Genomic DNA, 16,214 nt, shown 5'->3' with positions numbered 1-16,214 from the left:
CGGATTTTCAGTGGCAAGATCGCTTGCCCACCCCCAGCCCCTCCCGCACGCGGGAGGGGGGAGATAAAATATGGTAGCCCATTCCGGTCTTCTCACCGTCATCGAGCGTGCCGCGCGCAAGACCGCGCCGCGCCTGCGCCGCGATTTCGGTGAGGTCGAGCATTTGCAGGTCAGCCGCAAGGGGCCTGCCGACTTCGTCAGCCTGGCGGACAAGCGGGCCGAGGATACGCTGGTCGAGGAACTGCGCAAGGCGCGGCCCGACTGGGGCTTCCTGCTGGAGGAAGGTGGCACGATTGAGGGCGACCCGACGAAACCGCGCTGGATCATCGACCCGCTCGACGGCACCAGCAATTTCCTGCACGGCATCCCGCATTTCGCCATCTCCATCGCGGTTCAGGAGCCGAAGCGCGATGGTTCGGGCTGGGGCGAAGTCACCACCGGTCTGATCTACCAGCCGCTGACCGACGAAAGCTATTGGGCCGAAAAGAGCCGGGGCGCCTGGTTGCATGACCGCCGCCTGCGCGTGTCCGCCCGGCGTGACCTGACCGAGGCGCTGATCGCGACCGGCATCCCCTACCACGGCCATGGCGACATGGCGCAATGGGGGCGCATCTTTGGCGCGGTTGCCCCGTCGGTGGCGGGCATCCGCCGCTTTGGCGCGGCTTCGCTCGACCTCGCCCATGTCGCGGCGGGTCGCTATGACGGTTTCTGGGAAAGCGGCCTGAAGCCGTGGGACGTCGCGGCTGGTATCCTGCTCATCCGCGAGGCGGGCGGCTTCGTGACCGATTTCCGTGGCGGCGATCAGCCGATGGAGCGCGCCGAGATTCTGGCCGCCAATGACGCCATCCACAGCAAGCTGCACAAGCTGGTGGCCACCGCCCTGCGGTAATCGGGTTCCAGGGTGGCGATTGGCCGTCCCCATAATCAGGCGGAGTGTGCGGGGTAACTCCCGACGTCGATCCCGTAACAAGGCCCGCTGGCGACATTGTCGCGAGCGGGTTTTTTGCGCATGATGCCCACCACTCGCCCGATTTGAGGGGTGGGGTTTGGGGTTCAGGACTTTCTTTGGCGCATAACAATAATGCGAGTCAATTGCATTAAATGGTGACGGGATGGCTCCTTATGTCCGCCCGTCAAAAATGCCCGACATTTCCCAGTTTTGCGAGCGATTCTCAGTGGCCCGCCCCCTTGCTTCGCAGATGCAGCAGTCCTAAAGCGCGCCACATACGAGATCGCTTCGGGGACCCGCTTTGCCGGATTTATCGCAATATCTGCCGATTCTTCTGTTTCTGGCCATCGCGCTTTTGCTGTCCAGCGCCTTCGTGTTCCTGCCCATGGTGGTGGGGCGGCTGACCGGCGCGCACAAGCCGGACCCGGCGAAGCTCAGCGAATATGAATGCGGCTTTCCCGCGTTCGAGGACCCGCGCAGCCAGTTCGACGTGCGTTTCTATCTGGTCGCGATCCTGTTCATCATTTTCGATCTTGAGGCTGCTTTCCTCTTTCCCTGGGCGGTCAGCCTGAAAGAGATTGGCTGGGCGGGGTGGCTCACCATGATGGGCTTCATCTTTGAACTCGTCCTCGGCCTCATCTATGCGTGGAAGAAGGGAGCACTCGATTGGGAGTAGAGCTTGAACGGCCTGGCACGCTTGGCGCGCCGCCGGTTGGGACCCAGCCGGACGCCGATTTCTTCAACGCGCTGACCGGAGAGGTCAACGACAAGGGCTTCCTCGTCACGTCGACGGAAGACCTGTTCCAGTGGGCGCGTACCGGCTCGCTGTGGTGGATGACCTTTGGCCTGGCGTGCTGTGCGGTGGAGATGATCCACGTCAACATGCCGCGTTACGACATGGAGCGGTTCGGGGCCGCCCCGCGCGCATCGCCGCGCCAGTCGGACGTGATGATCGTCGCGGGCACCCTCTGCAACAAGATGGCCCCGGCGCTCCGCAAGGTCTATGACCAGATGTCGGAGCCGAAATACGTCATCTCCATGGGGTCGTGCGCCAATGGCGGCGGCTATTATCATTACAGCTACAGCGTCGTGCGCGGTTGCGACCGGATCGTGCCCGTGGACATCTATGTCCCCGGTTGCCCGCCGACCGCCGAGGCGCTGCTCTATGGCGTCATGCAGCTTCAGCGGAAGATCCGCCGGATAGGAACCATCGAGAGATGAGCAGCGTGCATTCTGCCCCTCGCGTTCAGCCCATCGACGGTCTGGCCGACGCCCTGCGTGCGGCGCTGGGCGCGGTCGTGCTGGATGTGGTCGACGAGCATTTCGAGGTTTCGCTGACCGTGGCGCGCGACGCGGTGGCGGACACCATGATCGTCCTGCGCGACCAGTTCGCCTATCAGCAACTGATGGAGATTGCGGGCGTCGATTACCCGGAGCGCGCCGAGCGTTTCGAGGTCGTCTATCACCTGCTCAGTATCACCAAGAACCATCGCCTGCGGGTGAAGGTCTCGACTGACGAGAATCAGCCGGTACCAACCGTCACGCACATCTGGCCCGTCGCGGGCTGGCTGGAGCGTGAGGTGTTCGACATGTATGGTGTGCTCTTCTCCGGCAACACCGACCTGCGCCGCATCCTGACCGACTATGGTTTCAAGGGGCATCCGCAGCGCAAGGACTTTCCGCTGACCGGCTATGTCGAACTGCGCTATTCGGAAGACCAGAAGCGCGTCGTCTATGAGCCGGTAAAGCTGGCGCAGGACTTCCGCAGCTTCGACTTCATGTCGCCATGGGAAGGTGCGGAATATATCCTGCCGGGTGACGAGAAGGCCGCCGCGCCGACGCCGCCTCCCGCGCCTCCGCCAGCGACGCCCAAGACCACCGAGACGAAGGCCGTTACCGGCGCCGGTGAGCCTGCGAACACGAAGGCCGCCGAGACGTCTGCTGCCAAGGCCGATGACACCCCGCCCGCCAAGCCGGGGGAGAGCAAATAATGTCCGACTATGTCGAAAAGCTGGACCATGTGCTGAACGCGGACGATCCGACGGTCGGCGACACGGAAATCCAGAACTACACGATCAACTTCGGTCCGCAGCATCCCGCCGCGCATGGCGTGCTCCGCCTCGTCATGGAACTGGACGGCGAGATCGTGGAGCGGTGCGACCCGCATGTCGGCCTGCTCCATCGCGGCACCGAGAAGCTGATCGAGTATAAGACCTATTTGCAGGCGCTGCCCTATTTCGACCGGCTCGACTATTGCTCGCCGCTGGGCATGGAGCATAGCTATGTGCTGGCGATCGAGAAGCTGCTGAACCTGGAAGTGCCGCTGCGCGCGCAATATCTGCGCGTGTTCTTCGCGGAGCTGACGCGCATCTGCAATCACATGCTCAACCTTGGGTCGCATGTGATGGACGTGGGCGCGATGACGCCGAACCTGTGGCTGTTCGAAATCCGCGAGGATTGCCTCAATTTCTTCGAGCGGGCATCGGGCGCGCGCATGCACAGCGCCTATTTCCGGCCCGGTGGCGTGCATCAGGACGTGCCGCTCAAGCTGCTGACTGACATTGGCGACTGGCTGGACGACCGCCTGCCGCGCCTGTTCGAGGATGCGATTTCGCTGGTGGCGGATAACCGCATCTTCAAGCAGCGCAACGTCGACATCGCCGTGGTGAGCAAGGAAGACGCGCTGAAGTGGGGCTTCTCCGGCCCGATGATCCGCGGCAGCGGCATCCCCTGGGATATTCGCAAGTCGCAGCCCTATGACGCCTATGACCGGGTCGAGTTCGACGTGCCGGTGGGTACGCAGTTCGACTGTTACGACCGGTTCATGGTCCGCGTCGAGGAAGTGCGCCAGTCCGCGCGCATCATGAAGCAGTGCCTGAACGACATGCCAGAAGGCCCCATCGCCAGTTTCGACCGCAAGGTATCCCCGCCCAAGCGCGGGGAGATGAAGCAGTCGATGGAGGCGCTGATCCATCACTTCAAGCTGTACACCGAGGGCTTCCATGTGCCCGCCGGCGAGGTCTATGTCGCGACCGAAAGCCCCAAGGGTGAGTTCGGTGTGTATCTGGTCAGCGACGGGTCGAACAAACCCTATCGCTGCAAGATCAGGCCGACGGCCTTCAGCCATTTGCAGGCGATGGATTTCATGTTGAAGGGCCACATGCTGGCCGACACCACCGCCGTTCTGGGCGCGATGGATATTGTTTTCGGGGAGTGCGACCGTTGAGTACGGCAGACGTCATTGACCGCGTTGCCATCGCGGAGGCCATGATCGCGGCCTATAACGCACAGGATGTGGACGCCTATGTCGGTTTTATGACCGAAGAAGCGTCCGAGGCGACCTATCGCGGCGCGGTGATCCGCGAGGGCCGAGAGGGTACACGCTCCGGCCTCGCCGCAGCGTTCAAGGTGTGGCCGCAGAACAAGGCCGAAATCCGCGAGAAGCAGGCCATCGGCGACTATGTGCTGTTCCGCGAATATGTGACGCGCGGACCGGCTTCCGACGGGTCGGCGCTGGTCGAGCCGTTTGAGGTGATCGCCGTCTATTCCTTCGAAGGCGACAAGGTGTCGCGCGTGGAGTTCATCCGCTAATGGCCGACGCACCCCAGATTCCCGACGAGGCGGAGGTTCGCGCACGCTGGGGCAGCTTTGCCTGGACGGCGGAGAATGCAGAGCAGGCCAAGGTCGTCATCGCGCGCTATCCCGACGGACGGCAGCAGTCGGCGGTAATGCCGCTGCTCGACCTCGCCCAGCGGCAGGTGGGGGCGGAGACGCAGACGCAGGGCTGGCTGCCCGTGCCGGTGATGGAATATATCGGCGACCAACTCGATATGCCCTATATGCGGGTGTATGAGGTCGCGACCTTTTACACCATGTACAACCTCGCGCCGGTCGGCCGTTTCCATGTGCAGGTGTGCGGCACGACGCCGTGCATGCTGCGCGGGTCAGACGACGTGCTGGCCGCGTGCAAGAACAAGGGCCTGATCAAGGGCGGCACGACGCCGGACGGCCTGTTCACGCTGAACGAGGTCGAGTGTCTGGGCGCCTGCGCCAACGCACCGATGGTTCAGATCAACGACGATAATTACGAAGACCTGACCTATGAGACGATGACGGCGGTGCTGGAAACGCTTGCCGCCGGTGGCCAGCCGAAGATCGGTCCCCAGATCGACCGGCAGACGAGCGCGCCGGAAGGTGGCCCGACCACCCTCAAGGAAATGGTGTCCGAGAACCACGATTATCGTGGCCAGTGGAACGAAGGAGCGCGCGCATGAGCGATGCAGCACCAGCCCCCGCACCCTTTGTCGGCCCGCTGTCCGACAAGGACCGCATCTTCACCAACGTCCATGGCTTTCAGGACTGGGGCATCGACGCCGCAATGAAGCGCGGCGACTGGGACAATACCAAGGCGCTGATGGAGATCGGCCAGGACGCGATCATCGACAGGATCAAGGCGTCCAACCTGCGCGGCCGTGGCGGCGCGGGCTTCCCGACCGGCATGAAGTGGAGCTTCATGCCCAAGGAAAGCAAGGATGGCCGTCCCAGCTTCCTGGTCATCAACGCCGACGAGTCCGAGCCGGGTTCGTGCAAGGACCGCGAAATCATCCGCCACGATCCGCACAAGCTGATCGAGGGCGCGCTGATCGCCGGTTTCGCGATGCGCGCGCGCGCGGCCTATATCTACATCCGCGGCGAGTTCATCTATGAGGCGAAGGTGCTCTTCGCCGCAGTGCAGCAGGCCTATGACCGGGGCTTCCTCGGCAAGAATGCCTGTGGTTCGGGCTATGATTTCGACGTGTTCGTGCATCGCGGCGCGGGCGCCTATATCTGCGGCGAGGAAACCGCGCAGATCGAGAGCATCGAGGGCAAGAAGGGCCAGCCTCGCCTGAAGCCGCCGTTCCCGGCGGGCGCGGGCCTCTATGGCTGCCCGACGACGGTGAACAATGTCGAGAGCATCGCGGTGTCGCCGACGATCCTGCGGCGCGGGCCGGAGTGGTTCAACAGCTTTGGCCGCGAGGGGAACAAGGGCACCAAGCTGTTCCAGATCAGCGGCCATGTGAACAAGCCCTGCGTCGTCGAAGAGTCCATGGGCATCAGCTTTGAGGAGCTGATCGAGAAGCATTGCGGCGGTATCCGCGGCGGTTGGGACAACCTCCTCGCGGTGATCCCCGGTGGCTCGTCGGTGCCGCTGGTGCCCGCGCGGCAAATCCGCGACGCGCCGATGGATTTCGACGGGTTGAAAGCGCTGGGTTCCGGTCTTGGCACCGCCGCCGTCATCGTGATGGACAAGTCGACCGACATTGTCCGCGCGATCAGCCGGCTGTCCTATTTCTACAAGCATGAGAGCTGCGGTCAGTGCACGCCGTGCCGCGAAGGCACCGGCTGGATGTGGCGCGTGATGGAGCGGCTTCGCACCGGCGAGGCGGACGTGTCGGAAATCGACATGCTCTATGACGTGACCAAGCAGGTCGAGGGCCATACCATCTGCGCGCTGGGCGACGCGGCGGCATGGCCGATCCAGGGCCTGATCAAGCATTTCCGCCCGGAAATCGAGCAGCGTATCGCTGACAAGCGTGGCCCCTTGGTGGAGGCAGCGGAATAATATGCCTAAAGTCAAAGTCGACGGCGTAGAGCTGGAAGTTCCCGCAGGCGCCACTGTCCTTCAGGCGTGCGAGATCGCGGGCAAGGAAATCCCGCGCTTCTGCTATCATGAGCGCCTGTCCATCGCGGGCAATTGCCGCATGTGCCTGGTCGAAGTGAAGCCGGGGCCGCCCAAGCCGCAGGCATCGTGTGCGCTGCCCGCCGCCGAGAATCAGGAAATCTTCACCAACACGCCGATGGTGAAGAAGGCCCGCGAAGGGGTGATGGAGTTTCTCCTCATCAACCACCCGCTTGACTGCCCAATCTGCGATCAGGGCGGCGAATGTGATTTGCAGGACCAGTCCGTTGCCTATGGCAAGGGCAAGAGCCGCTATCATGAGCATAAGCGGGCCGTGACCGAGAAATATATGGGTCCGGTGGTGAAGACCGTCATGACCCGCTGCATCCAGTGCACCCGCTGCGTGCGCTTTGCCGAGGAAGTCGCGGGCGTGCCGGAAATCGGCGCGATCGGGCGCGGCGAGGGCATGCAGATCACCACCTATCTGGAGAAGGCCGCGCAGAGCGAACTGTCCGGTAATGTGGTCGATCTGTGCCCGGTCGGCGCGCTGACCAGCCGTCCCTATGCGTTCGAGGCGCGTCCGTGGGAACTGAAGAAGACGCTGGCCATCGACGTGATGGACGCGGTCGGCACCAACATCCGGCTCGACAGCCGGGGCCGTCAGGTGCTGCGTTCGCTGCCGCGCGTCAACGATGACGTGAACGAGGAATGGGCGAGCGACAAGACGCGGCATGTCGTCGACGGTCTGGTCCGCAAGCGGCTCGACCGGCCGTTCGTCCGCAAGGATGGCAAGCTGGTGCCTGTAACATGGGACGAGGCTTTTGCGGCCATTGCAGCCGTCCAGCATGGCGGTTCGGTCGCGGCGGTGGCGGGCGACCTGCTCGACGCCGAGACGATGTTCGCCGCGCGCGAACTGGTGCATGCGCTGGGCGGGACGCAGTTGGAAGGCCGTCAGACCGGCCTCCAATATGACGTGTCCAGCCTGTCGGCGGTGAATTTCAATTCGACGCTGGCCGGGATCGAGACGGCGGATGCAGTTCTGCTGATCGGCACGAACCTCCGCTGGGAGGCGCCGCTGGTCAACACGCGCATCCGCAAGGCGATCAAGAAGGGCGCGAAGGTTTTTGGCGTCGGGCCGGAAACGGACCTGACCTACAAGGTCGAATGGCTGGGCAATGACGCGGGTCTGCTGGCGGCTCTGCCGCAGGTGGTGCTGGATGCGTTCGCTAAGGCAGAGCGCCCGGCGATCATCGTCGGTGGCGGAGTGCTGGCCAAGGATGGCGCGCATGGCGATACGCTGGCGCTGGTCGAGACGCTGGGCCTCGTGAAGGACGGCTGGAACGGTTATAATGTCCTGCACATGGCGGCGGCTCGCATGGGCGGCCTGATGCTGGGCTATGCGACGGCTGGCGGGATCAAGGCGATTGCGGCGTCCGCGCCCAAGCTGCTGTTCTCGCTGGGAGCAGACGAGGTCGATTATTCGGCCTTCGAAGGCAGCTTCAAGGTCTATGTCGGCCATCATGGCGACAAGGGCGCGCATGCCGCCGACGTCATCCTGCCCGGCGCGAGCTATGCGGAGAAGCCCGGCACCTATGTGAACCTCGAAGGGCGTGTGCAGCGCGGCGACAAGGCCGTGTTCGCGCCCGGCGATGCGCGCGAGGACTGGACGATCCTGCGCGCCCTGTCCGACGTGCTGGGCAAGACGCTGCCGTTCGACAGCTTCGAGGCTTTGCGCGCCGCTATGGTCGCCGCTGTGCCTGCGCTGGGCGTGGAAGGGCTGGCGGACTATGGCTGGAGCGTTCCGTCGCTGCCGACTGGCGGCGCCGGGGAGTTCGGCCACCCGATCAAGGACTTCTACCTGACCAACGCCATCTGCCGGGCCAGCCCGACGATGCAGCGTTGCTCGTCCGAACTTGTCCATGGCCAGGATTTTGCGGAGGCCGCGGAATGACCAGTTTCTTCCAGTCCCTGGGCCTGCCGTTCGAAGGCGCATGGCTGCTGTCGACGATCATCGGTATCCTTGTCATCGCCCTGCCGCTGATGCTGGCGGTCGCGATGATCATCTATGCGGATCGCAAGATCTGGGCGGCGATGGCGCTGCGTCGTGGCCCCAACGTAGTCGGTCCCTTCGGCCTGCTCCAGTCGTTCGCGGACGGTCTCAAGGTCTTCCTTCAGGAAACCATCATCCCGTCGGCGTCGAACCGGGTGCTGTTCCTGATCGCGCCGATCATCACCTTCACGGTGGCGCTGATGGCGTGGGCGGTGATCCCGTTTCAGGTCGGTGTGGTGCTGGCGGACATCAATGTCGGCCTGCTCTACATCCTCGCGATCAGTTCGCTGGGCGTCTATGGCGTCATCCTCGCGGGTTGGGCGTCCAACTCCAAATACCCTTTCTTCTCCGCGATCCGCGCGTCGGCGCAGATGATCTCCTATGAAGTTTCCATCGGCTTCGTGCTGATCTCCGTCGTCCTGTGGGCGGGCAGCTTCAACCTCAGCGAGATCGTGGCGAGCCAGAAGGGCTATTATGGCTTTCTGAACGGCAATGGCTTCAACCCGCTGCTGTTCCCGATGTCGATCGTCTTCCTGATTTCCTCCATGGCCGAAACCGCGCGTGCGCCGTTCGATCTGACCGAGGCGGAATCGGAGCTGGTCGCGGGCTATCAGACCGAATATTCGTCGATGGCCTTCGCGCTCTACTGGCTGGGCGAATATGCCAACGTCATCCTGATGTGCGCGCTGAACGCGATCCTGTTCTGGGGTGGCTATCTGCCGCCGTTCGACTGGGCGCCGCTCTATTGGGTGCCGGGCATCATCTGGCTGTTCGCCAAGATCCTGTTCTTCTTCTTCGTCTTCTCCTGGGTGAAGGCGACCGTTCCCCGCTATCGCTATGACCAGCTGATGCGTCTGGGCTGGAAAATCTTCCTGCCGCTGTCGCTGGCGTTCGTGGTGATCGTCAGCGGGTTCCTGATGCTTACTCGTTACGGAGCCGGTGCATGAGCGTCGCCCATATCATCAAGTCCTTCACGCTCTGGGAGTTTGTGAAGGCGCATTGGCTGACCTTGAAATATTTCTTCAAGCCCAAGGCGACGATCAACTATCCGTTCGAGAAGAACCCGATCTCGCCCCGCTTTCGCGGCGAGCATGCACTGCGCCGCTACGCCAATGGCGAGGAACGCTGCATCGCGTGCAAGCTGTGCGAGGCGATCTGCCCGGCGCAGGCGATCACCATCGAGGCGCAACCGCGTGCCGATGGTAGCCGCCGCACGACGCGCTACGACATCGACATGACCAAGTGCATCTATTGCGGCTTCTGTCAGGAAGCCTGCCCGGTGGACGCCATCGTCGAGGGTCCGAATTTCGAGTTCGCCACGGAAACCCGCGAAGAACTCATCTATGACAAGTCGAAACTGCTCGCCAATGGCGACAAGTGGGAGCGGGCGATCGCGGCAAATCTTGCCGCCGATGCGCCCTACCGTTAAGGCGCGAGCCGCATGGTTTATCGGGCCAGCATGCTTTTCAGGGAACCCGCCAGGGGGATGACCGTCCAGTGATTCACGTTCTAGCCTTTTACCTCTTTGCCGCCTTCGTGGTGGCGAGCGGTGCGCTGACGATTTTCGCGCGCAACCCGGTCCATAGCGTGCTGTGGCTGATCCTCGCCTTCTTCAATGCGGCGGGCCTGATGCTGATGCTGGGCGCGGAGTTCATCGCCATGCTGCTGGTCATCGTCTATGTGGGCGCGGTCGCGGTGCTGTTCCTTTTCGTGGTCATGATGCTGGACATCGACTTTGCCGAACTGCGCGCCGGTTTCGTGGAATATCTGCCGTTCGGCGTGCTGATCGGCCTGATCCTGCTGGCAGAGATCGTGTTCGGCGCCGCCGCGTGGAAGGCCGGGCCGTTGCAGCTTGCGAACCGCGCCGCGCCGATCGGCCATGAGGCCCCCAATATCGAGCAGATCGGCACGCTGCTGTACACGCGCTACATCTTCTTGTTCGAGGCGGCAGGCCTTGTCCTGCTCGTCGCGCTGATCGGCGCGATCGTGCTGACGCACCGCACCCGTGGCGGCGTGCGCGGTCAGAATATCGACAAGCAGAACCGTCGTCGTCCGCAGGATGCCGTCCGCAACATCAATCAGCCCACAGGGCAGGGGGTCGAGCTGTGATTGGTCTCGTCCATTATCTGATCGTCAGCGCCACCCTGTTCATGCTGGGCGTGCTGGGCATCTTCATCAACCGCAAGAACATCATCATCATCCTGATGTCGATTGAGTTGATCCTGCTGAGCGTGAACATCAACCTTGTCGCCTTCAGCGCCTTTCTGGGCGATCTGGTGGGGCAGGTGTTCAGCATGTTCGTGCTGACCGTCGCGGCGGGTGAGGCGGCCATCGGTCTTGCCATCCTTGTCATCTATTTCCGCGCTCGCGGCACCATTGCCGTTGACGACGTCAACCGAATGAAGGGGTAAGCGGGCGGTGTCGGCAATCTATTTCATCGTCCTGCTGCCGTTGCTGGCGGCCCTGTTCGCGGGGCTGGGCAACCGCATCATCGGTAACACCGTCGCCAAGACCGTGACGACGGGCGCACTGTTCATCGCCTGCGCGCTGAGCTGGAGCATCTTCCTCGGCTTCTGGCTGGGGGATAGCGAGGCCATCGTTGCTCCCGCTTTCACCTGGATCCGTTCGGGCACGTTCGACGTCGCCTGGGCGCTGCGCGTCGATACGCTGACCGCGACGATGCTGATCGTCATCACCAGCGTTTCCGCGCTCGTCCACCTGTATAGCTGGAGCTATATGGCGGAAGACCCGGACCAGCCGCGCTTCTTCGCCTATCTGTCGCTGTTCACCTTCGCCATGCTGATGCTGGTGACGGCTAACAACCTGCTCCAGATGTTCTTTGGCTGGGAAGGGGTGGGTCTTGCGTCCTACTTGCTGATCGGCTTCTGGTTCAAGAAACCCAGCGCCAGCGCCGCCGCGATCAAGGCGTTCGTGGTCAACCGCGTCGGCGACCTTGGCTTCATGATGGGTATCTTCGGCGTCTATCTGGTGTTCGGCACCATCTCGATCCCCGATATCCTCGAAGCCGCGCCGTCGATGGCCGGTTCAACCATTGGTTTCCTGGGTGGCCGTTTCGACACGATGACGGTGCTCTGCCTGCTGCTGTTCCTCGGCGCGATGGGCAAGTCGGCGCAGCTCGGCCTGCACACCTGGCTGCCGGACGCGATGGAAGGCCCGACCCCGGTGTCGGCGCTGATCCACGCCGCGACCATGGTGACCGCTGGCGTCTTCATGGTGTGCCGCCTGTCACCCCTGTTCGAGACGAGCGAAGTCGCGACCTCGGTCGTGACCATCGTCGGTGCAGCGACCTGCATCTTTGCCGCCACCATCGGCACGGTGCAGAACGACATCAAGCGGGTGATCGCCTATTCGACCTGTTCGCAGCTCGGCTATATGTTCTTTGCGGCGGGCGTTGGCGCCTATGGCGCGGCGATGTTCCACCTGCTGACCCATGCCTTCTTCAAGGCGCTGTTGTTCCTGTGCGCCGGTTCGGTCATCCATGCGATGCACCATGAGCAGGACATGCGTTACTATGGCGGCCTGCGCAAAAGCATCCCGCTGACCTATTGGGCGATGCTGCTTGGCACGCTGGCCATCACGGGCGTCGGCATCCCCGGCACCTCGCTGGGCTTTGCGGGCTTCTTCTCCAAGGATGCGATCCTGGAGAGCGCCTATGCGGCAGGCGGTCATGGCACGGGGGCGTTCTTCGTCGGCGCGCTTGCGGCTCTGCTGACCAGCTTCTACAGCTGGCGGCTGATCTTCCTGACCTTCTTCGGCAGGCCGCGCTGGGCGGAGAGCGAGCATATCCAACATGCGCTGCACGGCGATCATCACGATCATCCGGCGGACGAACATGACGACCATGCCCATGCCCATGCAGACAATCATGCGCATGACGCCCATGGCGTGACCGATGCCCATTTCGTTGATACGACGGGTTCGGGCGGCTATCACCCGCATGAAAGCCCGCTGCCCATGCTCGTCCCGCTCATCGTCCTGACGGTCGGCGCGGTGTTCGGCGGCCTTGCCTTCCACCATGCCTTTGTCGGTGCGGAAGAGGGGGCAGGGTTCTGGCGCGGGTCGCTGTTCTTCGACGCACATCTGATGCACGCCGCGCATGAAGTGCCGACGTGGGTCAAGTGGACGCCGTTCGCGGTGATGCTGACCGGCCTGGTTCTCGCATGGCTGAGCTATATCAAGCACACCGACTGGCCCGCGCGGTTCACGGCGCAGTGGAGCGTTCTGTACGACTTCCTGCTCAACAAATGGTATTTCGACGAGCTGTACAACCATCTCTTCGTCAAGCCCGCCTTCTTCCTCGGTCGCATCTTCTGGAAGGGCGGCGACCAGGGCACGATCGACCGCTTCGGACCCAATGGTCTGGCGGCGCTGGTCGTGCAGGGCGGTAAAGTCACCCGTCGGCTCCAGACCGGCTATCTCTATTCCTATGCGCTGGTGATGCTGATCGGCCTCGCCGCTGCGACAACCTGGGCCATTGCGCGCTGATGACCGGCTTTCCCATCCTTTCGCTGATGCTCGCCGTGCCCATGGCCGGTGCCATCGCCTGTCTGTTTTCCGGGGCGAATACCGCTCGCTGGATTGCGCTGGCGGCAACGCTGGCCAATCTGGTGCTGGGCATCGTCCTGTGGACGCAGTTCGACCAGTCAACGAGCGCGCCGCAATGGCAGTTTACGGAATATGCGCCGATTTTCGGCCGTTTCGCATGGGCGCTGGGCATCGACGGCATCGCGTTGATGCTGATCGTGCTGACCGTCTTCCTGATGCCGATCTGCATCGGGGCGAGCTGGGAGGCGATCGAGAAGCGGGTCGGCGAATATATGGCCGCCTTCCTGTTCATGGAGGTGCTGATGATCGGCGTCTTCACGGCGCAGGACATCTTCCTCTTCTACATCATGTTCGAAGCCGGCCTGATCCCGATGTATCTCATCATCGGGATCTGGGGTGGGGTGGACCGCATCTACGCCTCCTATAAATTCTTCCTCTACACGCTGTTCGGATCGGTGCTGATGCTGATCGCGATGCTGTGGATGGTGCATGAGGCCGGTTCGACCAGCATCCCGGTGCTGATGAATTATGATTTCGATCCGCATGCGCAGACATGGCTGTTCCTAGCCTTCTTCGCGAGCTTCGCGGTCAAGATGCCGATGTGGCCGGTCCACACATGGTTGCCCGACGCACACGTCCAGGCGCCGACCGCAGGTTCGGTGATCCTGGCGGGCGTGCTGCTGAAAATGGGCGGCTATGGCTTCATCCGCTTCTCGCTGCCCATGTTCCCGGAGGCGTCGGCGCAACTGGCATGGCTGGTCTTCGGTCTGTCGATGGTGGCTGTCGTTTATACCAGCCTGATCGCGCTGGTGCAGTCGGACATGAAGAAGCTGATCGCCTATTCGTCCGTCGCCCATATGGCGATCGTGATGGTCGGCCTGTTCGCCTTCAACCAGCAGGGGCTTGAGGGCGCGATGATGGTGATGCTGGGCCATGGTCTGGTCGCCGCCGCGCTCTTCCTGTGCGTCGGCATCATCTATGACCGGCTGCATACCCGCGAGATTGCCCGTTATGGCGGTCTGGCGGAGAATATGCCGAAATATGCGCTGTTCTTCCTGCTGTTCACCATGGCGTCGGTCGGTCTGCCGGGCACGAGCAACTTCGTGGGAGAACTGCTGGCCCTGATGGGCGTATATCAGGTGTCGAGCCTTGTCGCGATTGTGTCGACCACCGGCATCATTCTCGGCGCGGCCTATATGCTCTATCTCTATCGCCGGGTTGCCTATGGTCCGCTCGACAAGGAAGACGTGGCGGCTATGCCCGACCTATCCGCGCGGGAGATATTGCTGGTCGCACCCATTGCCGCCGCCGTGCTGTGGATGGGCGTCTATCCTGAAAGCTTCATCGCGCCGATGCGTGCGGACGTCGCGAGCCTTGTCGCCCGCATCGACCGCGCAAAGCCGGAAGGCGATGCCAGGCTGACCGCTGGCAAGCCCGTGGCGAAAGCGGCGCATGGCCATGACGGTCATGGCGCGCCCGCCGGCCATGGCGCCGAACCTGCTGCCGAACATGCCGTGCCGGGGGAGGCACATTGATGACCGAGAGTTTTTCCATGCTGGCTATCCTCCCCGAACTGGTGTTGATCGGATCGGCGCTCGCTCTGTTGATGGGCGCTGCCTATGTCGGTGACCGGGCGACGATGGCGATCAGTTGGTTGTCCGTGGTGGCGCTGGCCGCTGCGGGAGCATCGCTGGCCTGTCCGGGCGTGCTGGCTGGAAGTGTCATGGGCGGTCTGTTCCGCGCCGATGCCTTTGGTGCCTATGCCAAGGTTCTGATCTTTGTCGCGGCAGCGGCCAGCATCCTGATCGCGCCGCGCTTCTTCAACCGGGGCGGCCAGAACGGACTGGGCGCACGGGCTGAATATCCCATCCTGATCCTGCTGGCCTGCGTCGGCATGTCGATCATGGTGTCGGCGGGTGATTTCCTGACGCTCTATGTCGGCCTCGAACTCAACAGCCTTGCCGCCTATGTCCTTGCCAGCTTCATGCGGCAGGACGAGCGTTCGGCGGAAGCGGGCTTGAAATATTTCGTGCTGGGCGCGCTGGCCAGCGGCATCCTGCTCTATGGTATCTCCCTGCTGTACGGTTTCGCGGGCAGCACGGGATTCGATGGGGTTTCGGCCGCCGTGGCCGATGGTCTCGACAAGGGCGAACTGTTCGGCCTTGTCTTCGTCCTCGCGGGCCTGTCCTTCAAGATGAGCGCGGTGCCGTTCCACATGTGGACGCCGGACGTCTATGAAGGGGCGCCGACGCCCGTCACTGCCTTTTTCGCCAGCGCGCCGAAGGTCGCGGCGCTGGGCCTGACCGTGCGCGTCGCCATCGAGGCGCTGGGTCCGGCAGGACTGGCGTGGCAGCAGGTCATAATCTTCATCGCACTGGCGTCCATCCTGCTGGGTGCGGTCGCGGCCATCGGCCAGACGAACATCAAGCGCCTGCTGGCCTATAGCTCGATCAACAATGTCGGCTTCGCGCTGATCGGCCTTGCGGCCGGGACGCAGGAAGGCGTGGCGGCGGTCCTCAGCTACCTCGCCATCTATATCGTGATGACAGTCGGGACGTTCATGTGCGTGCTCCAGATGCGCGATCAGGCGGGCAATCCGGTGGAGAGCATCGCGAGCCTGTCCGGCCTGTCCCAGACGCGGCCCGGCCTTGCGGCGGCGTTCGCCATCTTCATGTTCAGCCTTGCGGGTATTCCGCCCCTGTTCGGTTTCTGGGCGAAGTTCCTGGTGTTTGATGCGGCGGTCGCGGCGGGCTTCACCGCGCTGGCGGCGATCGGTATCGCGGCATCGGTCATCGGTGCTTTCTATTATCTCAAGATCATCAAGACGATCTATTTCGACCAGCCCGCCGAAGCCTATGAGGCGCGCAGCGGCCGAGTCGAATATGCGTTGATGAGCGTGACGGCGGCGATCATCGTGGTCGGCTATTTCTTCAACCCGCTGCTCGACCGGGCGAGCGCGGCGGCGGCGGCGTCACTCTTCTGACCAGCCG

Annotated in this window: 16 protein-coding genes; all 16 read left to right on the top strand. The window is 63.0% G+C overall.

The genetic code is table 11. The features are described from left to right. The first annotated feature begins 70 nt into the window (after window positions 1-70). Window positions 71-889: an inositol monophosphatase family protein gene (locus LWE61_RS10395; protein ID WP_234149994.1), complete on the top strand. Its 819-nt coding sequence runs from the start codon at window positions 71-73 to the stop codon at window positions 887-889. A 361-nt stretch (window positions 890-1,250) separates the two neighbouring features. Next, entirely contained in the window at window positions 1,251-1,625 is a 375-nt protein-coding gene (ndhC, locus tag LWE61_RS10390) for an NADH-quinone oxidoreductase subunit A (RefSeq protein ID WP_234149993.1), read from the top strand. Continuing rightward, window positions 1,616-2,170, top strand: a complete 555-nt coding sequence (locus LWE61_RS10385) for a NuoB/complex I 20 kDa subunit family protein (protein WP_326490631.1) — start codon at window positions 1,616-1,618, stop codon at window positions 2,168-2,170. The genes ndhC and LWE61_RS10385 overlap by 10 nt, the downstream gene beginning before the upstream one ends. Next, a complete protein-coding gene (locus LWE61_RS10380) occupies window positions 2,167-2,940 on the top strand; it encodes an NADH-quinone oxidoreductase subunit C (protein ID WP_234149992.1) in 774 nt (257 codons plus the stop codon). Before LWE61_RS10385 ends, LWE61_RS10380 begins: the two co-directional genes overlap by 4 nt. After that, window positions 2,940-4,175, top strand: coding sequence for an NADH-quinone oxidoreductase subunit D (locus LWE61_RS10375; RefSeq protein ID WP_234149991.1), 1,236 nt, complete (start codon window positions 2,940-2,942; stop codon window positions 4,173-4,175). Before LWE61_RS10380 ends, LWE61_RS10375 begins: the two co-directional genes overlap by 1 nt. 41 nt (window positions 4,176-4,216) lie before the next feature. Then, entirely contained in the window at window positions 4,217-4,540 is a 324-nt protein-coding gene (locus LWE61_RS10370; protein ID WP_234150168.1) for a nuclear transport factor 2 family protein, read from the top strand. After that, a complete protein-coding gene (locus tag LWE61_RS10365) occupies window positions 4,540-5,223 on the top strand; it encodes a complex I 24 kDa subunit family protein (RefSeq protein ID WP_234149990.1) in 684 nt (227 codons plus the stop codon). The genes LWE61_RS10370 and LWE61_RS10365 overlap by 1 nt, the downstream gene beginning before the upstream one ends. Continuing rightward, entirely contained in the window at window positions 5,220-6,551 is a 1,332-nt protein-coding gene (nuoF, locus tag LWE61_RS10360; RefSeq protein ID WP_234149989.1) for an NADH-quinone oxidoreductase subunit NuoF, read from the top strand. Before LWE61_RS10365 ends, nuoF begins: the two co-directional genes overlap by 4 nt. 1 nt (window position 6,552) lies before the next feature. Continuing rightward, window positions 6,553-8,559: an NADH-quinone oxidoreductase subunit NuoG gene (gene nuoG, locus LWE61_RS10355; protein ID WP_234149988.1), complete on the top strand. Its 2,007-nt coding sequence runs from the start codon at window positions 6,553-6,555 to the stop codon at window positions 8,557-8,559. Then, on the top strand, window positions 8,556-9,605 hold the full coding sequence (gene nuoH / locus LWE61_RS10350) for an NADH-quinone oxidoreductase subunit NuoH (protein ID WP_234149987.1): 1,050 nt from the start codon (window positions 8,556-8,558) through the stop codon (window positions 9,603-9,605). Before nuoG ends, nuoH begins: the two co-directional genes overlap by 4 nt. Beyond that, window positions 9,602-10,087, top strand: coding sequence for an NADH-quinone oxidoreductase subunit NuoI (gene nuoI / locus LWE61_RS10345; protein ID WP_234149986.1), 486 nt, complete (start codon window positions 9,602-9,604; stop codon window positions 10,085-10,087). The genes nuoH and nuoI overlap by 4 nt, the downstream gene beginning before the upstream one ends. Before the next feature lie 68 nt (window positions 10,088-10,155). After that, the gene (locus LWE61_RS10340; protein WP_234149985.1) at window positions 10,156-10,767 is read left to right on the top strand and encodes an NADH-quinone oxidoreductase subunit J; all 612 of its coding nucleotides are present in this window, start codon (window positions 10,156-10,158) and stop codon (window positions 10,765-10,767) included. Next, the gene (nuoK, locus tag LWE61_RS10335) at window positions 10,764-11,069 is read left to right on the top strand and encodes an NADH-quinone oxidoreductase subunit NuoK (RefSeq protein WP_234149984.1); all 306 of its coding nucleotides are present in this window, start codon (window positions 10,764-10,766) and stop codon (window positions 11,067-11,069) included. The genes LWE61_RS10340 and nuoK overlap by 4 nt, the downstream gene beginning before the upstream one ends. Before the next feature lie 7 nt (window positions 11,070-11,076). Next, complete coding sequence (nuoL, locus tag LWE61_RS10330; protein ID WP_234149983.1) at window positions 11,077-13,164, top strand: NADH-quinone oxidoreductase subunit L; 2,088 nt, start codon at window positions 11,077-11,079, stop codon at window positions 13,162-13,164. Continuing rightward, window positions 13,164-14,759: an NADH-quinone oxidoreductase subunit M gene (locus LWE61_RS10325; RefSeq protein ID WP_234149982.1), complete on the top strand. Its 1,596-nt coding sequence runs from the start codon at window positions 13,164-13,166 to the stop codon at window positions 14,757-14,759. The genes nuoL and LWE61_RS10325 overlap by 1 nt, the downstream gene beginning before the upstream one ends. Beyond that, the gene (gene nuoN, locus LWE61_RS10320) at window positions 14,759-16,207 is read left to right on the top strand and encodes an NADH-quinone oxidoreductase subunit NuoN (RefSeq protein WP_234149981.1); all 1,449 of its coding nucleotides are present in this window, start codon (window positions 14,759-14,761) and stop codon (window positions 16,205-16,207) included. Before LWE61_RS10325 ends, nuoN begins: the two co-directional genes overlap by 1 nt. Window positions 16,208-16,214 lie beyond the last annotated feature (7 nt).

Source organism: Sphingobium sufflavum (assembly GCF_021403115.1).
GTDB lineage: Bacteria > Pseudomonadota > Alphaproteobacteria > Sphingomonadales > Sphingomonadaceae > Sphingobium > Sphingobium sufflavum.
Note: the sequence above shows the minus strand (reverse complement) of the source record. Positions and strands in the feature narration are given on the sequence as shown.